Source organism: Dyella jejuensis, assembly GCF_044904675.1.
Lineage (GTDB): Bacteria > Pseudomonadota > Gammaproteobacteria > Xanthomonadales > Rhodanobacteraceae > Dyella_B > Dyella_B jejuensis.
In genome coordinates, this window is record NZ_JADIKJ010000004.1 from 25,900 (window position 1) to 49,754 (window position 23,855).

At 63.5% G+C, this 23,855-nt stretch carries 19 protein-coding genes; 17 read left to right on the top strand and 2 right to left on the bottom strand.

Going from position 1 to position 23,855, the window contains the following annotated elements; translation table 11 throughout:
• Positions 1 to 93: 93 nt before the first annotated feature.
• From flgK to mdtI, 8 genes are all read left to right on the top strand, one after another.
• Positions 94 to 1,986, top strand: a complete 1,893-nt coding sequence (gene flgK / locus ISP15_RS05065; protein WP_404545766.1) for a flagellar hook-associated protein FlgK — start codon at positions 94 to 96, stop codon at positions 1,984 to 1,986.
• A gap of 269 nt (positions 1,987 to 2,255) precedes the next feature.
• Positions 2,256 to 3,500 (top strand): flagellar hook-associated protein FlgL, encoded by a 1,245-nt coding sequence (flgL, locus tag ISP15_RS05070; RefSeq protein ID WP_404545768.1) that lies wholly within the window; start codon positions 2,256 to 2,258, stop codon positions 3,498 to 3,500.
• Positions 3,501 to 3,524: 24 nt separating this feature from the next.
• On the top strand, positions 3,525 to 4,193 hold the full coding sequence (locus tag ISP15_RS05075; protein WP_404545771.1) for a class I SAM-dependent methyltransferase: 669 nt from the start codon (positions 3,525 to 3,527) through the stop codon (positions 4,191 to 4,193).
• A 71-nt stretch (positions 4,194 to 4,264) separates the two neighbouring features.
• Positions 4,265 to 4,987 (top strand): methyltransferase domain-containing protein, encoded by a 723-nt coding sequence (locus ISP15_RS05080; protein ID WP_404545774.1) that lies wholly within the window; start codon positions 4,265 to 4,267, stop codon positions 4,985 to 4,987.
• Positions 4,988 to 5,087: 100 nt separating this feature from the next.
• The gene (locus ISP15_RS05085; RefSeq protein WP_404545775.1) at positions 5,088 to 5,351 is read left to right on the top strand and encodes a BrnT family toxin; all 264 of its coding nucleotides are present in this window, start codon (positions 5,088 to 5,090) and stop codon (positions 5,349 to 5,351) included.
• Positions 5,341 to 5,655 carry a BrnA antitoxin family protein gene (locus ISP15_RS05090; protein ID WP_404545777.1) on the top strand — a complete coding sequence of 105 codons (315 nt, stop codon included), beginning with the start codon at positions 5,341 to 5,343 and terminating at the stop codon, positions 5,653 to 5,655. The genes ISP15_RS05085 and ISP15_RS05090 overlap by 11 nt, the downstream gene beginning before the upstream one ends.
• Before the next feature lie 140 nt (positions 5,656 to 5,795).
• Positions 5,796 to 6,137, top strand: coding sequence for an SMR family transporter (locus tag ISP15_RS05095; protein ID WP_404545779.1), 342 nt, complete (start codon positions 5,796 to 5,798; stop codon positions 6,135 to 6,137).
• Positions 6,127 to 6,459: a multidrug/spermidine efflux SMR transporter subunit MdtI gene (gene mdtI, locus ISP15_RS05100; protein WP_404545781.1), complete on the top strand. Its 333-nt coding sequence runs from the start codon at positions 6,127 to 6,129 to the stop codon at positions 6,457 to 6,459. The genes ISP15_RS05095 and mdtI overlap by 11 nt, the downstream gene beginning before the upstream one ends.
• Positions 6,460 to 6,480: 21 nt before the next feature.
• On the opposite strand, the gene ISP15_RS05105 is transcribed toward mdtI, so the two are convergent.
• Entirely contained in the window at positions 6,481 to 7,620 is a 1,140-nt protein-coding gene (locus ISP15_RS05105) for a hypothetical protein (RefSeq protein ID WP_404545783.1), read from the bottom strand.
• Positions 7,621 to 8,731: 1,111 nt separating this feature from the next.
• Positions 8,732 to 13,717: a glycosyltransferase family 92 protein gene (locus tag ISP15_RS05110; protein ID WP_404545785.1), complete on the bottom strand. Its 4,986-nt coding sequence runs from the start codon at positions 13,715 to 13,717 to the stop codon at positions 8,732 to 8,734.
• A 550-nt stretch (positions 13,718 to 14,267) separates the two neighbouring features.
• Between ISP15_RS05110 and ISP15_RS05115 the strand changes: the two genes are divergently transcribed.
• The 9 genes from ISP15_RS05115 (at position 14,268) to fliG (ending at position 23,679) form a co-directional block, all read left to right on the top strand.
• A complete protein-coding gene (locus ISP15_RS05115) occupies positions 14,268 to 15,503 on the top strand; it encodes a flagellin N-terminal helical domain-containing protein (protein WP_404545786.1) in 1,236 nt (411 codons plus the stop codon).
• 189 nt (positions 15,504 to 15,692) lie between these two features.
• Positions 15,693 to 17,162: a flagellar filament capping protein FliD gene (gene fliD, locus ISP15_RS05120; RefSeq protein ID WP_404545788.1), complete on the top strand. Its 1,470-nt coding sequence runs from the start codon at positions 15,693 to 15,695 to the stop codon at positions 17,160 to 17,162.
• 22 nt (positions 17,163 to 17,184) lie between these two features.
• A complete protein-coding gene (fliS, locus tag ISP15_RS05125; RefSeq protein ID WP_404545790.1) occupies positions 17,185 to 17,601 on the top strand; it encodes a flagellar export chaperone FliS in 417 nt (138 codons plus the stop codon).
• On the top strand, positions 17,601 to 17,900 hold the full coding sequence (locus tag ISP15_RS05130; protein ID WP_404545791.1) for a hypothetical protein: 300 nt from the start codon (positions 17,601 to 17,603) through the stop codon (positions 17,898 to 17,900). The genes fliS and ISP15_RS05130 overlap by 1 nt, the downstream gene beginning before the upstream one ends.
• A 172-nt stretch (positions 17,901 to 18,072) precedes the next feature.
• The gene (locus tag ISP15_RS05135) at positions 18,073 to 18,666 is read left to right on the top strand and encodes a PilZ domain-containing protein (protein ID WP_404545792.1); all 594 of its coding nucleotides are present in this window, start codon (positions 18,073 to 18,075) and stop codon (positions 18,664 to 18,666) included.
• 348 nt (positions 18,667 to 19,014) lie between these two features.
• Positions 19,015 to 20,475: a sigma-54 dependent transcriptional regulator gene (locus tag ISP15_RS05140; protein WP_404545794.1), complete on the top strand. Its 1,461-nt coding sequence runs from the start codon at positions 19,015 to 19,017 to the stop codon at positions 20,473 to 20,475.
• A gap of 37 nt (positions 20,476 to 20,512) precedes the next feature.
• On the top strand, positions 20,513 to 20,848 hold the full coding sequence (gene fliE, locus ISP15_RS05145; RefSeq protein WP_404545796.1) for a flagellar hook-basal body complex protein FliE: 336 nt from the start codon (positions 20,513 to 20,515) through the stop codon (positions 20,846 to 20,848).
• A gap of 145 nt (positions 20,849 to 20,993) precedes the next feature.
• On the top strand, positions 20,994 to 22,679 hold the full coding sequence (fliF, locus tag ISP15_RS05150) for a flagellar basal-body MS-ring/collar protein FliF (protein WP_404545798.1): 1,686 nt from the start codon (positions 20,994 to 20,996) through the stop codon (positions 22,677 to 22,679).
• On the top strand, positions 22,669 to 23,679 hold the full coding sequence (gene fliG, locus ISP15_RS05155) for a flagellar motor switch protein FliG (protein WP_404545800.1): 1,011 nt from the start codon (positions 22,669 to 22,671) through the stop codon (positions 23,677 to 23,679). The genes fliF and fliG overlap by 11 nt, the downstream gene beginning before the upstream one ends.
• The last annotated feature ends 176 nt before the right edge of the window (positions 23,680 to 23,855 follow it).

Here is a 23,855-nt window from a genome sequence, read left to right on the forward strand (position 1 = left end):
AGCGTCGGGAGGCGTGTGCGTCCGCCTGCACCCCGATGCGGGCGGGCACCTTCTTTCCGACCTTCCGCGCCCACTGATCCTGAGGAACGCTTCATGTCCAGCATGCTCAACATCGGCATTACCGGCTTGAATGCCGCGCAGGTCGCGCTCAGCACGGTCAGCAACAACATCGCCAACGCCAGCACCAGCGGCTACAGCGAGGAAAGCGCGCTGCAGGTGGAAAGCATCGGCCAGAGCAACGGCGCCTACACCATCGGCAGCGGCGTGAACGTGGTGGCAGTGCAGCGCGCCTATAGCCAATATCTCACCAGCGCGTTGTGGAGCAGCAACAGCGGCCTGCAAAGCGCCACCACCGCCAACACGCTCACCAGCACGCTCAATAGCCTGCTGAGCAACAGCGGCAACCTGCAGACCGCGCTGGACAATTTCTACAGCAGCTTCAGCAGCGTGGCGAACTCGCCCAGTTCCACCTCGGTGCGGCAGGCAGCCCTGGGCTCGGCGTCATCGTTGACCAGCGTGTTCAACACGCTCGGCCAGCAGCTCAGCCAGCAGTCGACCCAGGTCAACCAGCAAGTCACCGGCACGGTCACCAGCATCAATACCCTGAGCCAGCAGATTGCCGCACTCAACGGCCAGATCGCGCAGGCGGGGCTGGGCAGCAATCCGAACAGCCTGCTCGACCAGCGCGACAACCTGGTGCAGCAGCTGGCCGGCTTGACCGGCATCTCCGCCTCCACCGACAGCACCGGCTCGATCAGCGTGTATACCTCCGCCGGCGAAACGCTGGTGAGCGGCACGCAATCGTACGCGCTGTCCGCCGGCGCGAACCCCTACGATCCGGGCACCACCGACGTCTTCGACAGTGCCGGCAACGACGTGACCGCGCAGCTCAGCGGCGGCACGCTCGGCGCCTTGATCAGCTATCGCGGCAACGTGTTGCAGCCGGCGCAAAACGCCTTGGGCCAGTCGGCGATCGCCTTGGCCGCCAGCGTCAATGGACAGCAGGCGCAAGGCCTCGATCTCAACGGCCAGCAAGGCCAGGCGATCTTCAGCGTGGACGGGCCTGCGGTGTTGCCATCCAGCCAGAATGCCGGCAGTGCGGCGGTGAGCGCCTCGGTCAGCGATGCGTCGGCGCTGACCACCTCCGACTACATCCTCAAGTACACCGGTAGCGGGACCGGCACCAACGGCTGGAGCCTGTCCACCACCGGCGGCCAGAGCGTCCCGCTCACCGCCAATGCGGATGGCACGCTGTCCGCCGACGGCCTGACCTTCAGCACCTCCGGTACGCCGCAAACCGGCGACAGCTACGAAATCGAGCCCACGCGCAACGCTGCCGCATCGCTATCGGTGAGCATGACCGATCCCAAGGGCATTGCCGCCGCGGCGGCACTGACCGCGACCGCTGCGGCTTCCAACACCGGCACGGGCAGCGTGGGCTCGATCAGTGTCAGCAACAGCGCCAACGCCAACCTGCTTGCCGGCGCCACCATCCAGTTCGGCAACGGCGGCAGCTACACGATTACCGATGGCGCCGGCAACACCACCACCGGGACCTACACATCGGGCCAGCCGATCACGGCCGACGGCTGGAGCCTGAGCCTCAGCGGCACCCCGGCCAGCGGTGACAGTTTCACCGTCGCGGCCAACAGCAACGGCCTCAGCGACGACAGCAATGCGTTGTCGCTGGCCGGCCTGGCCGATGCCGGCGTGATCGACGGCAGCACGGTTTCGGTGGTGACCAGCTATGCCAACCTCACCGCGCAGATCGGCAGTGCCGGCAGCCAGGCCAGCGCGGAATTGACGACGCAGACCAATCTCTACAGCCAGGCGCAGAGCAACCAGCAAAGCCTGGCCGGCGTAAACCTCAACCAGGAGGCGGCCAACCTGGTGCAGTACCAGCAGGCGTACCAGGCTTCCGCCCAGGTCATCTCGACCGCCCAGATGCTGTTCACCAGCCTGATCACCGCGATCGAGGACGGCTAAGCGCGTGCCCGCGGTCTTGGCGTGGCCCGCGCCGGGATCTGCTTTGCCAGTCGGGCCAGGAGGAACGAAGGCGTGTACATCGATGCACAACTGAGAGCGGACGCAGCCCGGCGGGCAAACAGGCCCGGCCCTTCGGGTTGCCACGCTGCGTCCACCCTGCGGCCGCGCGCAGCCTGGCTTGCCAGCCAGGCAAGCGCTGCGCCGCGCACTACCACCTGGCGGTCGCGCCGCGGCAACGCGGGCTACGCCCAGACCCGAGGCAAGCTCCCATGATGCGCATTTCCACCGCGTGGATGTACCAGCAATCGGTCAACACCATGCTCAACCAGCAGAGCGAACTGGCGCAGACGCAGAACGAGGTCAGCACCGGGCTCGCCATCAATGTGGCATCCGACAATCCGGTGGGCGCGGCGCAGGTCGTGGGGCTGAACCACATCCTGGCGGAGAACACCACCTATACCAGCAACAACAGCAGCGCCACCACGCGACTATCCACCGAAACGAGCACGCTTTCCTCGGTCAGCAACCTGTTGAGCAGCGTGAACGACATCGCGTTGGGCGCGATCAACAGTGCGATGTCCTCCAGCGACCTGAGCAACATGGCGACCGAGCTGACGCAATACCGCGACCAGCTGGTGCAGCTGGCCAATACCACCGACGCCAACGGCCAGGCGCTGTTCGCCGGCACCAGCAGCACCACCACGCCGTTCGTGATGGACAGCAATACCGGCGCGGTGACGTATGCCGGCAACGACCAGCAGTCGTTCACGGCGATCGGCTCGGGCTTGAAGGTCGCCAACGGCGATCCGGGCAGTTCGATTTTCATGAACCTGCCCGCGGGCAACGGCTCGTTCGTCGCCAGCGCCGGCAGCGGCAATACCGGCACGCTGGTGGTCGGCGCGAACAGCGTGACCGATGCCAGCGCATGGAGCGCCGCCACCGCCTCCGGCCCGATCAACGACACCATCACTTTTGGCGCCAATGGCGCGTACACGGTGACTGACGCCAATGGCAATCCGGTCACCGACAGCAGCGGCAATCCGATCACCGGCACCTATACCGACGGCGGCAGCATCAGTTTCGACGGCACATCGATCGCCATGAGCGGCACGCCGGCGGCCGGCGATACGGTGACCGTGCAATCGGACACGGCATCCAACACGCAGGACGTGTTCACTACGCTCAATAACATGATCGCCGCGCTGCAAAGCGGCGGCAGCACCGCTTCGATCAACAACACCCTGAACCGCCAGCTCGAATCGCTGAACACGGCGATGGACAGCGTATCCACCACGCAGGTCGCCGTGGGCAGCCGCATGGACACGCTGCAACAGCAAAGCAGCAGCGATGCCGACCTGAACGTGACTTACCAGAGCGCGCTGTCGGACGTGCAAAACGTGGACATGGCCACCGCCATCAGCAACCTGTCGCTGCAATCCACGGCCTTGCAGGCCTCGCAGCAAGTGTTCGCGAAAGTGCAGGGCACCAGCCTGTTCGACTACTTGCAATCCTGATCCGCGCCACCCGAGGGCGACCGTATGCAACAGACACCCGTCAACCAGATCCACAACCAGGACGTACTCAATCTGATGCCGCTCGATCGGCGCCGGATCGTCGAAATCGGGTGCAGCTCCGGCGTATTGGCGCGCGAGTACAAGAAGCTCAATCCGAACGCGCATTACGTGGGCGTCGATATCGTGCCCGAATACACGCAGATGGCGGCCGAGCATTGCGACGAAGTGCTGTCCTTCGACATCGAGGCGCAAGACAAGCAGTTCCTGCGCGATCGTTTCCGCGCCGATTGCTGGGTGTTCGCCGACGTGCTGGAACACTTGCGCGATCCCTGGCAACTGCTGGCCAACCTGCGCGAGATCATGCCCGCCGATGGCTGCCTGCTCGCCTGCGTGCCGAACGTCCAGCACTGGAGCATCCAGGCCCGCCTGAGCCGCGGCGATTTTCGCTACGAACCGGCCGGTCTGCTGGATCGCACGCACCTGCGCTGGTTTACCCGCATCACCTTGCTGGAAATGTTCCAGCGCGCGGGTTTTGCCATCGCCACCGGCGTCACGCGCATGTTGAACAACCCGGCCATCGACCAGTTCGCGCCGCACATCCGCGCGATGGCGCTGGCAGCGGGCGGCGATCCGGAAATGGCGGTGCAGGATGCCAATGTCTTCCAGTTCGTGGTCAAGGCCGTGCCGGCCTGAGCGAACGCAGCACTACCAACATCGCCAGCGTGCAACGCGGCCGCACCCTCCGAATCGACAGAGAACCGAGCATGTTTCGCCAGATCGTCAAAGACTATGCGTTGATCGATCCCATCGCCTCCTCGCAGCTGCTTCCGGCTGGCGATTCGGCGTCGCCCAAGGAACTGATCTTCCATATCCTCAAAGACAACGCGGCCGATGTGGAGGTGCTGGATATCGGCTTCGGCCGCGGCGCCCTCGGCGAACTGATCAAGGGCACGCCGCAGACCGCGCACTGGTCGGTGGACGGCGTGGACGGTTTCGAGGGTGCCTGCAATCATCCGGCGCTGTTCGAACGCAAGATCTATCGCAACATCTGGCACGGCCTGGCGCAGGGCGTGCCGTCCGACCGCTTCGCGCGCTATGACATCATCTGCCTGCTGGACGTCATCGAGCATCTCACCGCCGATACCGCGCGGTGGCTGTTGCGCACGCTGCTCACCAGCATGGGCGACAACTCGTTCCTGTTCATCAGCACGCCGCTGTGGTTCTACCCGCAGCACAGCCAGCAGAGCGGCGACCTGGAAGAACACCTGATCGGCGTTCCGGCCACCTCGATGATGGCGCTGCTGCCGGTGATGTACGCGATGAATCCACCGTTGATCGGCGGTTTCGTATTGACCAAGCGCAGCCTCGACTTCATCGAATTCTTCCAGCCGACCGCCGACAGGAGCTTCTCCTACCAGCGCGGCATGCTGATTGCCAACGCGGTCAATTTCCAGTGCGTGCCGGGAAAATTCTTCAAGCTGCTGTAATCGCAGCTTTCGCTGGCTAAGCGCGAGCCGTGCTTCGCCGCGTATGGTGTCCGCTCTCATCGGTTGTTGATTATGCATATAATATATGCATAATGCATGCATGGAATACGAGGCCGATCCTTTCAAAGCAGCCTCCAATATCGCCAAGCATGGCATTTCGTTTGGCGAGGCCGTGACTGCGTTGCTCGATCCCAATGCACTCGCTATGGAGGATGACTCTGCGGATGAAAGCCGCTGGGTTCTACTCGGTCTAAGCGAAGCCGGACGATTATTGACAGTGGTTTACGCCATGCGTGGCGATGTGCCACGCATGATCTCGGCCAGGAGGGCTACCGCGCGCGAGAAAAAGGCTTATGAAATCTGAGTACGATTTTTCCAAGGCAAGGCGGGCGAAAGACATTCCGCATTTGAGCACATTGCAGGAGCAGGCCGGTGGCGGCAAGACACGCATCACCATCATGCTCGATGATGACGTGATCGAAGGTTTCAAAGCGCTCGTCGGCCCTGCTGGCGCCTACCAGACCGAGATCAATCGCGTGCTGCGGGCGCATTTGTCTGCATCGGCTCCGGTGACGGCCAGCGAGATGTTCGCGGCACTCGAAAAGCTGGCCAAGACCATGCAAAAAGCGGTGCGGGATACGGTTAGAAAAGAATTGCACACGAACTGACCAAAAGGTGGCGGAGCCTGTGTGCGCGGATTGCAAGTCCGGCACGCTATAGCTCATCCGCACGTGTTCGCCGCCCCCGATCGCCCGCACGATGCGCGGCCCGGTGTCGACGCGGGCACCGCAGCACAAGGAACTGGCTCATGCGCCATTGGCTTTACATGGCTACCGCGATTCTCACCGAAGTGATCGGCACGCTTGCCATGAAGTACGGCATGCTGCACGACGCGCGCGGCCTGGGGCTGGGCGTGATGTATGGAATGCTGGTGATGTCCTACACCGCGCTGGCCCTGGCGGTGGCGCGCATTCCGCTGGCGGTGGCCTATGGTGCATGGGAAAGCCTGGGGCTGGTGCTGATCACGCTATGCAGCGCATGGCTGTTTTCGGAAACGCTGGGAGCGATCAAGGTTGCCGCCATCGGCGCGATCATCCTCGGCATTGTGCTGCTGGAGCGCGGCACCGAGGAGGGCGATCATGCTGCCTGACTTCGCGCCGGTCCATCTGCTTTATCTCGGCCTTGCCATCGCGCTGGAAATCGCCGCGAACGTGTTGATGAAATGTTCGGCCGGTTTCCGCCGAAAGGCCCCCGCCGTGCTGGCGATCATCTGCGCGCTCGCGGCTTTCACCGCGCTGAGCCATGCCATCGAGGGCATCCAGTTATCGGTGGCCTATGGCATCTGGGGTGGCGTGGGGCTGATCGCCACGGCGATCTTCGGCATCGCGATGTTCGGCGAGCGCTTGCGTCCTTCCGGCTGGCTTGGGCTGGGCCTGATCCTGGGCGGCGTCGTGCTGCTGAAATTTTCCTAGCGGCGGGAAGCGTGGGGGCGCTCAAGGGTTCTGCGTGGCCGGCGATGGCGCGTACAGCAGGCAGTTGTCGTAGAACGCCTTCAGCACGTTCCTGACCCCGGTTACCTCGAATCCGAAGCCGTAGCGGAAGCTGCTGCTCCGCTGCTCGACCCAGGCGCCCAGCGACTGCGCGGAAGCGATGCGTTGCAGTTGCGCGAGCGGATAGGTGCGGCGGATCACCACCGACTGATCTTCCAGCGTAGCGCCATCCTGTTCCTGCACCAGCACCGGCTGCCGGTCGATTTCGAGATACGAGCGCGTGCCGCGTGCCACGATCTGGCGCGCGCGATCGCTGCCTGCCGTGTTGTACGCAGCCAGCTGCGCGCCGTCGGGTTTGCACAGCAACGTAATGCGATGGTCGCCGTGGCGATCGGTTTGCTTGAGTTCCAGATAAGGCGCGCCGGACAACAGCTTGTAAGTGGCAAACAGATTCAGGCGCCCGTTGTTGGCCAGGCCCGAGGCCAGCATCCGGTCGGCATCGAGCCACGCCGTTGCATCGTGCGACGGCGTGGAGGCCGAGGCGAGCCAGTCCGGCTTGACGCCCATGTCTTTCAGATAGGCGTCGACCTCGGCGCTGGCCGATGGTGCATGCGCGGCCTCGGCGCCCTGCGGCGTGATGCCGAGGTGATCGCTGCCGCTGGGCGCCCAGCGATACAGTCCACCCATGTAAGCGTAGGCGCATGCATCGATACAGACGGCGTTTTTGTTGACGACGCTCTGGTGCGGACCGCGCGTGGGCGTACCCAGGTGCGTCACCATCGAGCCTGCACGGAACAACCGGCCCAGCGCCAGCCCGGCTTTCAGGTCGCCGCCGGGAGAATTCAAATAGATGTCCGAACCGGTGGGGATCTTCCATGACTTCATCAGCGCCGAAAAACGTGCGGGCGCATCGGCATCGATATAGCCGTACAGGTAAACCTGCGGCGCCTCGGTCATGGCCAGGGTCATGCGGTCGTCGTAGATCTTGATAGCCAGTTGGTCAGCCTGGCTTTGCCCCTCATTGGTCCGGCTGCGCGAAGCACTGCCCGTGGCGTGTGCGCCGAAGGCGGCGGCGAGCGAAACGGCGCAAAGTAGCAGGTGCCGCAGGGCGGCTTGACGAAAAAATGAATGACGATGGGGCACGGCTGCTCCTTGACCGGGCATCGGAGATTAAGCCGCTAAGTGTCCTTGGTCTCGCGGACGATACCGTGAACGTGGGATAACGCTGGTCTTGCGTGGTTCTGCGCCGGGATATGCCGGGTGCGCGAGCGCTGGAGTTTTTTATGGGCTCAAGATGTCGTGTCGTGACGTGGAGATTGCCTGCGGCGCTTTCGGACGCCGTGGGCGCCCGAGTCACTTTTCTTTGCTGGCCCAAAGAAAAGTAACCCAAAGAAATGGCCTTGAGAGCTCGTGGGTTATGTGGGTTATAAGCCTGATGGTTTTCCGTATGTCTGGTGGTTGCCAGGCCCGCTTACACGGCGCGGCTATACCGCGTGCGCCAAAGCGATGGGGTTTAAAGCCGGCGATCGGCAGGCTTGATCATCTGGCACGAGTCATGGGCTTTGATGCTTTGGTGCCTCAGCGCCTCGACCTGTTGCGGTATAGCGGGGGCGTGTAACCCTGGGCCACCAACGCTCCAGCTGGCCACAAACGACCTTGGACTACTACTGCCCGGCTGAAATGTTCATGCGCGCACTTGGACGTCAAGATCTGGCAGATCAGTTCGATGATGCACTTCCAGATTGACTCCGCCAACCCAAAGAAATGGCCTGAAAGGTTCGCAGCATAGAAGAGGTAAAAGCCTGGACGTTCATGATCAACTGAATCGATGGCGGCCCAGGTTAAAGGCCCCGCTATACCACGACACGTCGAGATGTTGAGGCAAAAAACTTGCCTGCCAACGGACCAGGCTGTTTCCGAGTGCCTGCTTTAAGTCCTCATCGCTTTGGCGCACGTGGTATAGCGGCGCGGTATAAGCCTGGCCCGTTAACGATCACGCCATGGCGTAAACGTGCAGGCTTGTAACCCACATAGCGCCATGAGCTCTCAAGGCCATTTCTTTGGGTTACTTTTCTTTGGGCCAGCAAAGAAAAGTGACTCGGGCCCTTCAGGGACCGAAAGCGCCGCAGGCAATCTCCACGACACGCCACGCCACGACATCTTCCGTTCCATAAAAAAACAGCACTCAAAAGCGCCGCAGGCAACTTCCATATCGCGACCTGCACAGCCATGCCGTTCAAAAGCGCCCAGCGGCTTAAGGCAGCCATGCGTCGCGCCACTCCAGCAATCGATCCCCCTCCAGCATCCAGTCCCGATGCACGGCATCCCGCAAGGCATCACCCATCTTCGCGGTGGCATCCAGATCGGCCAGGTGCATGCGCACCGCGCCGGTCCATTCCTTGTAGCGGTTCTTCACGCGGGTGACCGGCAGGTCGTCCTGGTAGCACACGATATCGGTGCACACTACCGGGAACCCGCACGCGCCGTATTCGAGCAGACGCAGGTTGCTCTTGCAGAAATTGAAGGCGTTTTCTTCCAGCGGCGCGAGCGCCAGGTCGAGATTGAGCGAAGCGAGCTTGCGCGGGTATTCGTGGATCGGCACGCCGGTATGGAATTCATGCACGTAGGGACGCAGCTTGTCCGGACACATGCCCAGGAACACCCACTCCACTTCGTCGGCGAGGTCGCGCACGACATCGGCGATCAGTTCCAGGTCGCCGCGATGGCTGGAGCCGCCGCCCCAGCCCACGCGCGGCTTGCGGCCGACGCGACGCTGGTTCTTCAGCTCGCTCCACCAGTTCACCGGCAGGCGGTTGCGCACCACGCGGATATCGGAATGAAAACCCTCGAATTCGCCGGCCAATGTGTCGGTGGAGACCACGAAGCGATCCACCGTTGCGAGCGCGCGGCGCAATGACTTGATCACGTCTTTGGGCATGGCGTCGTAGAACATGCTCTTGACCGGGATCTGCTGGATCAGGTCGTCCAGTTCAAACACCTTGAAGGCGTGCGAGAAATCGCGATAGCTCTCCAGCAGCTTGATCTGGTGTTCGGCCACCTGCCGCTGCAATACCAGCGAGGTCGGCTGGAAGCGCTCCATTGCCACCGGCTGCAGGTGCACGTCGGCGATCATGCCTTCGATCATGCCGCCGCGCTGCATCGAGGCGAACGGTTGCAGCACGCGATAGTGGCCGCAGCCGTGCTCGTCGGCAGCCACGCAGAACATGCGCGGCAGCAACGGATTGGCGAACGGCTGCCATGCCTTGCTGCGCTGGCCGTTCAACTCGAAGCCGGCGCCATCCAGGCTGAAATTGATGCTGTAGGCGGGATCGCGCGCCAATTGCGGCAGCCATTTGCGATACATCGCCTGCTGCTCGCCCTGGAAGCGTTTCAGCTTGGCGTCCTGCGCGGTGGTGTCGACCTTGGTCTGGCTGACGCTGCCGACGTGCATCAGCCGCGCATACGGCGTCCACACGGTGAGGTAGCCGGCCTTGTGCACTTTCAGGCACAGGTCGACGTCGTTGTAGGAAACCTTGAAATCCTGCTCGTCGAGGCCGCCGACTTCCTCGTACACCGACTTGCGGATCATCAGGCAGGCGGCGGTTACCGCGGTGTAGTTCTGGTCCACGCGCAGACGGTGCATGTAGCCGTCCGCTTCCATCGGCTGACCGATGAACGGATGGTCGGCCGCGCCGCGCAAGCCCAATACCACGCCGCCGTGCTGGATGCGGCCGTCCGGGAAATGCAGCTTGGCGCCGACGATGCCCACCTCCGGCCGCTGCGCATGGTTGAGCAGCGCCTCGATCCAGTCTTCGTGCAGCACCGCCGTGTCGTTGTTGAGCAGGATCAGGTATTCACCGCGCGCCTGCGCCACCGCGAAATTATTGATCGCCGAATAGTTGAACGGATGCGGATAGCGCAGCACGCGCAGTTGCGCGCTGTTGAGGCCCTCGATCCCGGCAAGGTAGGCGCAGGCCGCCGGTTCCTCGGTATGGTTGTCGACGATCAGCAGCTCGTAGTTGAGATAGCGGGTCTTGGACAGCAGGCTGTCGATCAGCCCGTTGAGCAGCGGCAGCTGGTCCTTGGTCGGCACGATGATCGAGACCAGCGGCTGCCGGGCGTGCTGGTAGATCACGCGATTGAAGCCGGGCAACGCGCCCGGTTCCATCGCGTGCGCCACGCCAATGCGCGCGAGATGGCGGGAAACAATCGCGGCACTGTGTGCCTTCACTGTTTCCGAAGCAAGCCATTGGCTGTACGGCAGCGCGGCGCGGTACATCACTTCGCCGACGTGGCCGATGGTGTGCAGGCCGTCGGTCTCGAGCAGGCGGAACAGCAGTTCGTGCACGGCCATGTCGCCGTATTGCTCCGGCAGGCCGCCCAGTTCCAGGCAACGCTGCCGGCTGAAGGCGATCGCGCGTCCCATGTAGGGATAGCTGCGCAGCATGTCGAGATTGAAATCGGGCTTGAAGATCGGATTGTCGAACACGCCATTGGCATGCGTATCTTCGTCGACATAGAGCGCGCGCAGGTACGGATGCGAGACCGTGCGTTCGGCCAACAGCAGCAGCGCCGCCGGATGCAACAGGTCGCCGGCATACACCAGCTGGACCCAGTCGGCGTCGCTGGCGGCGATCTCGTCGTTGAGCCGATTCATCGGCGCTTCGTCGCCGGAGATCACGCTGATGTGGAAATGCGGATAGTGCTGGGCTTCCAGGCTCGCCTGGGTGCGGAGCGCCGCCTCCACGTCATTGGCCAGATCGATCACGATGGCCTGGAAGCGCGGCGGGCGGCCCTGTTTTTCGATGCGCCGGATCGCCTGCCGGATCGTCACCTCGCCAAGCTTCTGCTGCGCCTGCCACTGCTTGTACAAGTCGGAGGCGGGCGGCGGGATCATCCATTCCGGAATGATCTTCTGGTGGCGATCGGTGCGGTTCCAGCTATCGCCCTCGTGGATTTCACGCGCGAATGATTCGTTGATGTTGCGCCCGTGCCCGATCCATTCGGCCGAGGCGTCGATCAACAGTTGCTTGCACAGCCAGGTGACGCGCTCGACCGGCGATGCCAGCCCAAGCAGCGATTCCAGCCCGCTTTCATAGGCGATTTGCCACAGGCCGACGTACACCGGGATTTGCTTCTCGATCGGCTGGCGCGCGCGCCATTCGCCACCGTGATATGCCAGGCCGCCGTCGGCTTCCAGATAGACATGCGCCGGCAAGGCGTCCAGCCATTCGGCGGGAAGCTTGTCCTCGTCATCCGCTTGCGCATAGACCAAGGCGCCCCATTGGCGCAGCAAGGCGATCATGCGGTCCGCGCGGCGTTCGTGGATGGCTTTGCGGATCGCCACCAGTACCGAGCGGCCGGCGCGATGCGCGCGCGCCTGGCGCATCGGCTCGAACGCCGAGGTGGTCCATATCAGATCCGGCGACATGGCGCGCGGAACGACGCGCACAGTACCGTTTTCGAGGATGTATTCCGTCACCGTATTGAGTGCCGGAACGCGGTTGTCGGCAAAACTCTGCGCCAGCAAACCGGCGCGTAGCGGCGAAGCGGTGCCATCGCGGCGGGCGATCAGCCACAGGCCGGGCGCGTACTGCGCCATGGTGCCCGCTTCGTAGTGCATCGCCCACTGCACCGCTTCCTTGTCCGCGCCGCGCAGGAACGGCCGCTGCGCCACCAGTTCATCCACGCGCAGGCCGAGGGACGGGTCGAGCGCGCGCTCGGACACCAATACTTCGGGCAGCAGTGCATCGGGAAACGCCAACTGCGTTTCGATGCAAGCCAGGCCATTGGCGCGCAGGCTGGCTTCCAGCTGGGTGCGGGTGAGCAGTGCCGGCTGGTCGGGTTGCGCCTGGCGATTGGCGCTGGCGAGCAGCAGGATGCCGTCGGGCTTGAGCGCCTTGGCCGCGATGGCGATGGCCTCGCGCAGTGATTCGCCGCGCGGCCATGCTTCGGCATAATCGTCCGCCACGGTCAGCGACACGATGTCGTAGTCCGGCTTCAGGTCCAGTTCGCGCAAGCTCGCCTGGAATACGCGCACCTGCGGCTGCTCGCGCATGCGGGCGGCGGCAACACGGGCCCAGTGTGGCGCGAACTCGACCGCGTCCACGTGGCAGCCGCGTTCCACCCAGGCCTGGGTGACCGGGCCGCCGCCGCAGCCAATTTCGAGCACCCGGCTGCCTGCGGCCAGATCGAGCGCATGCAGCGGATTGGCGCGCCGTGGCGACAGTTGCAGCGCACTGGTGCGATGGTGGATTTCCCTGGCCAGCACGGCGGAGTGCAGGCGCGTATCGAGCGCCTCGTGCACACGTTCGAACAGGCGGCTGGCAACGCTATGGATCGCCTTGTGCGCGGGACGGTCGCGCAAGGGCGAATGCCACACGCCCTCCTCGTTGCGCACGAAGCTTTCCAGCGGCCAGGTCGGCGGCAACACGCCCAGTTGCGCGATGACGCGCAAGACCGTGTCATCGTGCACTTCATTCAAGACGTGTTCGTGTTCCAGGAACGCGCTCCATTCCCGCTTGCCCTTGCCATCGGCCAGGGACTTGGCGAACTTGTAGCGGCATTCGTCTTCCGATTTGCTCCAGTAGTGATTGATGCGCAGCTTGTCCACCGACACCCGGGTGGTGAAAGCGCCCTCGATCGGCTGGCCGTTTTCATCGACCGCGCGGGCGCCGCCGGCGTACTGCATGAAATGCGCGTTGGTGCAACCGAGCATCTTGGAGGGCTGCACGATGCTCTTGATGTGCGCGTTTTCCGGGCGCTGGCTGCGGTCCGGCTGCAAATAGGTTATGCCGCCTTCCAGCTGGCCGCGGCGCAGGTAATTTTCCAGCACGCCGCCGGCCGGCTTCTGCTTATGGCCGGCCGAACCGAACATCACCCAGTTGACGCCGACACCCGGATACTCCGCATAGTCGGCCAATACGTCGGGCAGCAGGCGGGCCTTGGGCGAGAACAGGAATTCATCGATGTCGATGAAGGCGAGCCAGTCGGTTTCGGCGCCGTGCGTCTTCAGGCAATGCTCGTACACCTGCAGTTGCGCCGGATGGTCGGGCCATTCGTGCAGCACCACGGCGCCCGACTCGATATGCATTTGCAACGCATCGAGGTAACGGTCCGAGCTGTTGTTGTTGTAGAGGTAGAACCGCTCCACGCCCATCAGCTGATGGAATTCCACCCATTCGCGCAGATAGGCGGCCTCGTCCTTGAACACCGCGCAAATCGCCAGTACACAACGCATCTGTCTGCCTCGCCTTATCTAGGGAGCGCGGGAGCAGGTGTCGGAATTCCGACACTTCCGGACGCCCGCGCCGGATACGGGAGGTAGTGAGCAAACTTGGTGCCAATGACGATGGCGTTGGCAGCTTTTCCTCCTCTCCTCTCTGGGGAGAGGACCGAGGTGAGGGGAGCAACCTTGCGAGAAAACCCACATCGAAGCGCGCTTCGAATGATGCGCCTGCGCAAGCGTGGCCCCTCATCCAGCCCACTCCCCGGAGGGGAGAGGGTTCATGGAAGATCTCGCTTTTCCTCCTCCTCTTCCCTCTGGGAGAGGGCTGGAGCGTGCGTCGCATCAGGGCTTTCAGCGCGCCCTCGCCTCGGCAGCCGCAGCCAATTCTTTAGGCTCGCCGTAGCGCATATATATCGCCCATCTCCTTGCCGGCACAGCGAAAAATCGCATGCTTCGCTCAAGTAATCCGTGCTGGCGCCGAAAAGCTTCCCGAGGCGGTCGGCACAGCAGTAACTGGACCCCGCCGGCTTGAGTACAACTTATCCGGTTCCAGGAGACTTCCATGTCACTCGTCCTAAACACCAACATTTCTTCGTTGCAGGCGCAAAACAACCTGACCAAGTCGTCGAGCGAATTGAGCACGGCAACCGAAGATCTGTCGTCCGGCCTGAAAGTGAACACCGCGGCCGACAACGCCGCCGGCTATGCGATCGCTACCCGTTTCCAGACCCAGATCGGCGGTCTGAGCCAGGCCAGCGAAAACGCCAGCGACGCCATCAACCTGGCACAGACCGCGGGTTCCGCGCTGAGCCAGATCACCTCCAACCTGCAGTCGATCCGTGACCTGGCGGTGCAGGCCGCCAACGGTACGTACCAGGCTTCCGACCGCTCCGCGATCAACACCTCGGTGCAGCAGTACCTGTCGGAAATCACTCGTATCGCCAACCAGACCACGTTCAACGGCACCAACGTGTTGAACGGTTCCACCAGCAGCCTGTCGTTCCAGATTGGCGCCAACGTCGGCCAGTCGATCAACGTGCAGCTGGGCCAGGGCGTCACCACTGGCCAGGTGGGACAGATCTCGGAGATCTCCACGGGCGATATCAGCGGCGCGTTCGTCAATGCCAGCGGCGTTTCCGGTTCGTCGATCAGCCTCAGCGGCCTGTCGATCACCGGTGCCGACGGCACCTCCTACACGTTCAGCGGTACCTCCACGGCCACCAGCGCGCAGGATCTGGCCGACGACATCAACGCGGCCGGCATCAACGGCGTCAGCGCGGCTGTCAATGCCAGCGGCGGTATCAACATCTACTCCACGGGCGAACTGTCGGTGAAGGGCGCTGCCCTCACGGGTGCCAATGGTTCGGGTTTCAACCTGACCACGGGTGCGGTTGCCTACGGTGCCAGCGGCCTGGGCAATGCTGCCAGCGGCCTGGCTGCCACCGGTGTCACCTACACCGATGGCGGTACGTTGAGCGCATCCGGTTCGCTGGCCGGCGGCGATGTTTTGACGGTGGACGACGCCAACCAGCTGATCTCGCGTATCGATGCGGCGCTGACCACGGTCAGCAACTTCTCGAGCACCCTGGGTGCCGTACAGAACCGCTTCCAGTCGACGATCTCCACGTTGAGTGCGCAGCAAACCAACCTGACGTCCTCGCAAAGTTCGATCCAGGACACCGACTTCGCGGCGACCACCGCGCAGTTGAGCCAGGCGCAGGTGCTACAGCAGGCAGGTATCTCGGTGCTGGCAACCGCCAACTCCGAACCGCAGAACATCCTGAAGCTGTTGCAGTAACCGTAAGGCCGGCCATGGCGAAACCGCCATGGCCGGGATTTTGCTTAAAGGGTTCCGGCGGCCTGATCGCCGCCGGAAATCCCACGCGAGCAGCGGGTAAAGCGCTCATGCGACGACACCTTGGCGGTGTGGGCTTTGCCGGCGGCTTGATGGCGCGACGTTTCCAAAGTTGATTTTGCGAGGCCCCCCATGAGCATTACCAGTCTGGGTACCGGAACGACCACCTACACCGGCGTCGGCTCGACCACCACCAGCACCAGCGGCAGCACCGGTTCCACCTCCGGCACCGTCGCCAGCATCGCCGGTACCGGCCTGCTCAGTTCGCTGGGCCTGGGTAGCGGCCTGGACGTCAGCTCGATCATCTCGGCGCTGGTCAATGCGCAGGAAGCCGGCCCGCAGGCGCAAATCACCAACCAGACCAACCAGGACAACAACCAGATCGCCGGCCTTACCGCCTTGCAGACGGCGTTGAGCGGCCTGCAGTCGGCGTTGGGCGAACTGACCTCCAGCACGACCTACGATACGTACTCGGCCACCCTCTCGAACACATCGCTGGGCACGGCAAGCACCTTGCCGGATGCGACCGCCGGCTCCTACGACATCGATGTGACGCAGCTGGCCACGGCGCAAAAGCGCATCAGCACGGCGCAGGCCAGCACGGCGGCGGTGGGCGGTGGCACGCTCAACATCAGCGTGGGCAGCAACAGCATGGCCGTATCGGTGTCTTCCACCGACACGCTGGCGGACGTCGCCGCCGACATCAACAACGCCAGCGGCAATCCCGGTGTTTCGGCCACGGTGGTGTCGGGCGTGAACGGCGACCAATTGGTGCTCACCTCCACCAACACCGGGGTCGCCAACGGTTTCTCGGTCAATGCCAGCGCCGATAGCAGCAGCGGCTTGAGCGCGCTCGCCACCACGCTCAACACTCCCGGCAGCAACGAGGCCGCCGATGCCCAGCTGACCGTCGACGGCATCGCCGTCGACAGTGCCTCCAACAACGTCAGCGGCGCATTGACCGGCGTAACGTTGAGCCTCACGTCGACCGGCAGTTCCCAGCTCACCGTCGCGCAAAGCACCACGCCGATCACCACCGCGGTCAACGATTTCGTCACCGCGTACCAGCAATACGCCTCGACGGTGAGCACGCTCAGCAGCTACGACTCGACCAGCGGGGAAGCGGGCGTCCTGCTGGGCGATCCCACCTTGAACACGATCGAGAGCCAGCTGTCGAACGCGCTGGGCAGCTCGGTCGCCGGCAACAGCATCGGCAACCTGGCGAGCCTGGGTATCACCCGCAATTCCGACGGTTCGATGTCGTTGAACACCCAGACGCTGACCACGGCGTTGACCAACAATCCCCAGGCCGTGCAGAACCTGTTTACCGGTACCAACGGTATCGCGACCAACCTGAGCAACCTGGTCAACAACTTCAACAGCAGCACCGGCGTATTGCAGACCCGCATCAACAGTCTCAATACCGACGTCACCAACATGGGCACGCAGCAGACGGCATTGAACGCGCGCATGGCGGTGTACCAGCAGCAGCTGGTACAGGAATATTCCAACCTGGGCTCGCTGATGACCTCGCTCAACAACACCAGCTCCTATCTCACCGAGTCGCTGGACGCGATGAACAAGTCCACCAGCAGCAGCTGATTGGGAAGCGACGATGAGTTATATGATGCGAAACGGAAGCGCGCTCTATGCCCAGACTCGCGCGCAGGGCAGTATCGAAGGAGCCGACCGCCACCAGTTGCTGGCGATGCTGCTGGACGGCCTGGTCGACCGGATCGCGCAGGCGCGCGGCCACATCCTGCACAAGGATGTTCCGGCCAAAGGCAGCACCTTTCGCAAGGCCATCGGCATCCTCGGCGAATTGCGCCAGAGCCTGGACCACAGCGTGGAGCCCACGCTGACCGGCCGCCTCGACGCGCTGTACGACTACATCACGCGCCGCCTGCTGCATGCGCAACTGCATGACGACCTGCGCGCGCTGGACGAATGCGAGCGCCTGATCGCACCCATCCGCGAAGCCTGGCGCGCGATCCGCGAGCCGTACCTGGCCGAATTGGCGCAAACCAAGGCGAAAGCGTGATGGACGATCCGACCCAGGCCGCCCTGCAACGCGCGCTCGACATCACGCTGGCAATGACCGAAGCGGCCTCCAGCGACAACTGGACCTTGGTCGCCGAGCTCGACGAGCAGCGCCGGACCGTGCTGCCAAAGGCCGATACCGCCGGATCGCAACACCGCGAAACATTGCTGGCGCTGGAAGCGCACAACCGCGCCTTGCTCGAACGCGCCGGCCTCGTCCGCGCGGCGATGGAGCAGCAGATCAGCCGGCACCAGTACAACCATCGCGCGCTGCGGACCTATATCACTTCTTCGCGCTGATGCCGCGCCGTGCTCTGCGCCGGTGACGGGACAGGCGCTGCGGTGAAGGGCCGCCCCAGGTTGAGCGCCGGCCGCCTTGGCCCGCAAAAAAGGAGCCATGGCACGCATCGTGAATAATCCATCCCTATGGCCGGTCGCCAGTCAACAAGCCGGCACGAGGAGAGGAAAGACCATGCAATCCACGCAGACCGACCAAACATGGCAGGCGTTCTCGCAGCGGATGACCTACCAGGGCGATCCCTACCTGGGCGCGGAGGCCTTCACATTCACGCGCGAAGCCGTCGCCCGGCTCAACGAACGCAATGTACATGTGTTGCGAACCCTCGATTCGCTGGACGAGCGCCGCGCGGAGAGTGCCGATGACGACACGCCGCTGATGCAGGAGCTGCAGCGCATGGACAGCAAGATCAATGTGCTGCTGGATATCGTCGATCGCCTGCTGTTGCCCGAGACGCTGCTGCCGGCGCGCCAGCCGGTCAGCTTCAATGCCGTCGGCGCACTCGTGCCGGCAAGCGTGCTGCCCGCGAGCGACACATTATTGATACGACTGCACTTCGATGCCTGCCGTGCCTTGCCGCTGGAGCTTCCGGCAAGGCGCGGGAGCGTGTCCGAGAACGGCCGCGCTTTCATTTACTTTTGTGAATTGAACGAAATGGTCGAAGATGGGTTGGAACGTTTCGTTTTTTGTCACCATCGGCGAAAAGTGGCCGAAGCACGTTTGACCGGCGTTACGGAAAACGTGTCGAGCAGCAAACATGAAATGTGATGGTTATCACGACATGAAACATTCAGCCCGCCGGTTTTTTGTCATGTCAACGCTTCTGCACATCCGTGAACCGGCCTGACCCATCTTCCATCGGATCGATCTAAGCCCTTGATGTAAACGGTTTCTTTGGTCCGACAATATGTGAATTCATCGAGGTACGGAGCGCGAAAGCCGTCACGAAACGCACGAGACGCATGGCATATCCCCGTTTCCAGCAAAAATTTTGGCGTTCTTCTTGCTGGATTGGACCACGTGTCACGACGGATACCTGACACGAAGGGGAACAACACGACTTTGGACTGGAAACGTCGTTGTTCGTCAGTCGTAGCAACAGCCGGACTCGTGCTCATGCCAAACAGCAACGTACTCATCATCGAATCGAACGGTACACGCGCCGACATCATTACCTCGGCGCTGCAATTCATGGGGTTCTTCCCGCAGCGATGGGACGCTTCGTTACCGACTGGTTCGATCGCGCACGATTGGCGTGCGGTCTACGTTGGCGGCATCGATGACGATGCCTCGTGCGAACAGATCCTGGCCTCGCTGGATGTACCGGCGGACCAATTGCTGGTGCTGGTCGGCGCCGATTCGCCGCAGCTGGAGCGGCTGACCAAGGCGGGTTGTGCCTATGCGGCACAAATCGAAGTGCTGGATTTTCCGTTGCGCTACGAGCGCCTGGCCGAAGCCGTGCGGCGCGCGCCGAGCCTGCGCGCCAGCAGCCAGCCGGCGCCGTTGCGGCTGGTCGGCAGCTCGATCGCGATGGGGCAGGTCAATGCCTTGATCCGCCAGGTGTCGCCGTTCGATTCCAGCGTGCTGGTGCTGGGCGAATCGGGCACCGGCAAGGAAATGGTGGCGCGCGCCATCCATGATTGCTCGCCGCGCCGCGACAAGCCGTTCGTGGCGATCAACTGCGGCGCGATTCCCGCCGAGCTGCTGGAAAGCGAATTGTTCGGCCACGAAAAGGGCGCCTTTACCGGTGCCATCAGCACGCGCAAGGGCCGTTTCGAAATGGCCGAGGGCGGCACCCTGTTCCTCGACGAAATCGGCGACATGAGCCTGCCGATGCAGGTGAAGCTGCTGCGCGTCTTGCAGGAGCGCATGTATGAGCGCGTCGGCAGCAACCGCACGCAGCGTTGCGACGTGCGCATCATCGCCGCCACCCATCGCAATCTCGAGCGCGCCACCGCCGAAGGCCGCTTCCGCGAAGACCTTTATTACCGCCTCAGCGTGTTCCCGCTGGAGATGCCCGCCCTGCGCGAGCGCCTGGAAGACATGCCCGAGCTGATCGGCGAATTCAATCAGCGCCTGCAACGCCGCGGCCTCAACAGCGTGCGTTTCAGCAGCAGCGCCATGCAGTCGCTGCGCCAGCACACCTGGCCGGGTAACGTGCGCGAGTTGTCCAACCTGGTCGAACGGTTGGCGATCCTGTATCCCAACGGCGAAGTACGCGCCGGTGACCTGCCGGAAAAATACCGCGGCATGCAGCCCGTCGACGAGGCTGGCGGCGGCCTCCTGCGCGCCATGCTCGATGGGCAGGCCAAACCTGCGCCGGCCGCGGGTCGCCATGTGCTGGATACCGAGGTGCTGCTGCCCGAAGGCGGCGTCGACTTGAAAGACCACCTGGCCGATATCGAAGTGGGCTTGATCCGGCAGGCGCTGGACATCACCGATGGCGTGGTCGCGCACGCGGCCAAGCTGCTGCACATGCAACGCACCACGCTGGTCGAGAAGCTGCGCAAATACGGCTTGCAATCGTGCGCGCGCGCCAACGATGCCTCGCCGCACAGTGGCACGGCCGTTGCTTGAAGCACTCTGCAACCCTTTTTAGCGTTGGAAAATCGACATGAGCCAGATTGACGTCAACAGTGTGCTCTCGCAGATGCGCGCACTCGGCGCGCAAGCCACCGGCGCGATGCCCACCGCATCGTTGCCGTCCGCGTCGAGTGCGGCACCGAGCGTGGATTTCGGCAGCCTGTTCAAGCAATCGCTCGGCGCCGTGGCCGCGCAACAGCAGGATGCGCAGACCCAACAGGCCGCCTTCGAACGCGGTGATCCGGGCGCCGACCTGGTCAAGACGTCGATCGCGGGACAGAAGGCCGATCTGGCGTTTCGCGGACTGGTGGAAGTGCGCAACAAATTGACCGATGCCTATACAACCATCATGAACATGCCGGTCTAGCGGGTTGCCAGACAGCCCGCAACCGAATGCGATCCTGCGTGATTGCATTCACAAGCCGGTCGGGTCACCGCCCGATACGGCGCGTTGAAAGCGTGCAGCAAGGCGTTCTTTCGACATCGAACACGAACAGGATCGCGTTACGGCCATGCCAGATATCCAAACCACCTCCAACGCCTCGCGCATGGACCCGCTGAAGAGCCTGCTCAGCAATCCGACCACGCGCTTGCTGCTGCTGCTGGTCGGCGTCGCGGCGGCCGTGGCGTTGGGGGTGGCCATCGTGTTGTGGTCGCGTGGTCCCAATTACGCTTTGTTGTATGCCGGCCTCGATCCCAAAGACGCCGCCGCGGTGACGCAAGCGTTGCAAGCCAGCAACACGCCGTTCCGCCTTGGCGCCGATGGCGCTTCGATCTCCGTTCCGGCCGACGCGCTCGCCGATGCACGCCTGCGGCTGGCCAGCCAGGGCCTGCCGCAAGGCAGTACCGCCGGCGCCACCATGCCACAGAGCGATTCGCCGTTCGGCATGAGCGACCTGGCCGAAAGCACGCACTATCGCGAAATGCTGGAGAACGACCTGGGCAACACCATCTCGGGCCTGCAATTCGTGCGCGCCGCGCGCGTGCATCTGGCGCTGCCGAAACCGTCGGCGTTCATCCGCGACAATCATCCGGCGAGCGCTTCGGTATTGCTGACGCTGTATCCGGGGCGGCAGCTGGACAGCAGCCAGGTGGCGGCGATCGTGCATCTTGTTTCGGCCAGCGTGCCGGACCTGGATCCGGCGCAGGTATCGGTAGTCGATCAGCAAGGCAACCTGCTTACCGTCTCCGATCCCGACAGCCCCGGTGCGGTGGGCGATGCGCGCATGAGCCTGGCGACACGCATGGAAAACGCATATGCGCAGCGCATCGAAAGTTTGCTCACGCCATTGGTCGGCCAGGGGCGCGTGCGAGCGCAGGTCGATGTCGCGCTCGATTTCAGCCAGACCGAAAAGGCCAGCGAAAGCTATGACGGCGCCAATCCGGCGCTGCGCAGCGAGCAGACCAGCAGCGAACAGAAGCACGACGACGCCGGTGCCGAAGTGGCCGGCGCGCTGAGCAACCAGCCACCCAACACGGTAGCGCAACCCACCGCGGCCAAGCCCAACGCCGGCACGCCAGCGGCGCCGGCTACCGCTGCCGCGGCGAACGCCAGCAAGAGCGCGCCCGCCGATACCTCCTCCAGCGACACGCGCAACTACGAACTGGGCCGCACCATCAGCCACGTCAGCGATCCGGCCGGACGGCTGGTGCGCCTGACGGTCGCGGTAGTGGTCGACAACAAGCCCGCGCCCGACGGCAAAGGCAAGAGCGTGCCGCTGACCACGCAGGAATTGCAGCACCTGACCGACCTTACCAAGAACGTGGTGGGCTTCGATGCGCAGCGCGGCGACAACGTGAGCGTGATCAACCAGGCGTTCTCCGATGATGCGCCGGCCGACAGCGCGCCGGTGGCCGAGCCGTTCTGGCAGCGTCCCGGCATGCTCGACCTGATCAAGCAGGGCGCGGGCATCCTGATCGCCTTGCTGATCGCATTCGGCCTGCTCAAGCCCATGCTCAAGGGGCTGTTGCGCGGACCCGATCCGCTGCCCGCCCTGGCCGGACCGATGCCTACCGTCTCCGTGCGCATCAACGACGATGTGCGCGACGAGCGCGAGGACCAGGTACGCATCACCTCGCCGCAGATCCAGAGCATGGCTTACGAACAGAAGATCGGCCTGGCGCGCAAGCTGGTGCAGGAAAACCCCAAGCAGGTCGCGCAGGTCGTGATGAACTGGGTGGGCGACGATGGCAGCTGACCACAGCACGCTCAGCGGTGCGCAGCGCGCGGCCATCCTGCTGCTGACGCTCGGCGAGCAGGATGCCGCCGAAGTGCTCAAGCACCTCAGTGCGCGCGACGTGCAAGCCGTCGGCACCGCGATGGCGACGTTGAACAATGTCTCGCGCGACCAAGTCGAAGGCGTGCTCGGCCGCCTCAACGACGATATCGGCCGCCAGACCGCGCTCGGCGTCGGCACCGAGGAATACATCCGCAAGATGCTGGTCAACGCGCTCGGCGAAACCAAGGCCGGCAGCCTGATCGACCGCATCCTGCTCGGTCGCTCCACCAAGGGCCTGGAATCGCTGAAGTGGATGGAGAGCCGCGCCATCGCCGAGATGATCGGCATGGAACACCCGCAGATCATCGCGCTGGTACTGGCTCACCTCGAACCGGACCAGGCCGCCGAGGTGATCGGCTATCTGCCCGCGCGCGTGCGCAGCGACGCGGTGATGCGCATCGCCAATCTCGACGGCGTGCAGCCGCAGGCGCTGAACGAGCTGGACGAAATCATGGAACGCCAGTTCTCCGGCACGTCCTCCAAGCTGAAATCCGCCACGGTGGGCGGCCTCAAGGCGGCGGCCGATATCCTCAACGCGATGGAATCCTCGCGCGAGGCGGAACTGATGAGCGCGATCCGCAGCCAGGATGCCGGCCTTGGCGGCAAGATCGAGGAACTGATGTTCGTGTTCGAGGACCTGGCCGACATCGACGACCGCAGCATGCAGACGCTGTTGCGCGAAGTGCCGTCCGCGCGCCTGATCGTCGCGTTGAAGGGCGCCGAGCCGGCGATCCGCGAAAAGATCTTCGCCAACATGTCCAAGCGCGCCGCCGACATGCTGCGCGACGACCTGGAAGTGAAGGGCCCGGTCAAGCTCAGCGAAGTGGATGCGGCGCAGAAAGAAGTGCTGGGCATCGCGCGCAAGCTGGCCGACGCCGGACAGATCAACCTCACCGCCAGCGGCGATGAGTTCGTATGACGGCATTCGCATACCCACGCGCGACAGCTCCTTCTCCCTCCTGGGAACAGTTCCGGATCGTCTTTGAGGAGCGGGGAGAGGGCTGGGGTGAGGGGCTGCGCTTGCCGTGCACGTCATGGCTGCGTCGAAGCCTTCTTTTGTTCTTCGTCGCCATGCAGCAACTTTCCGCGAGATTC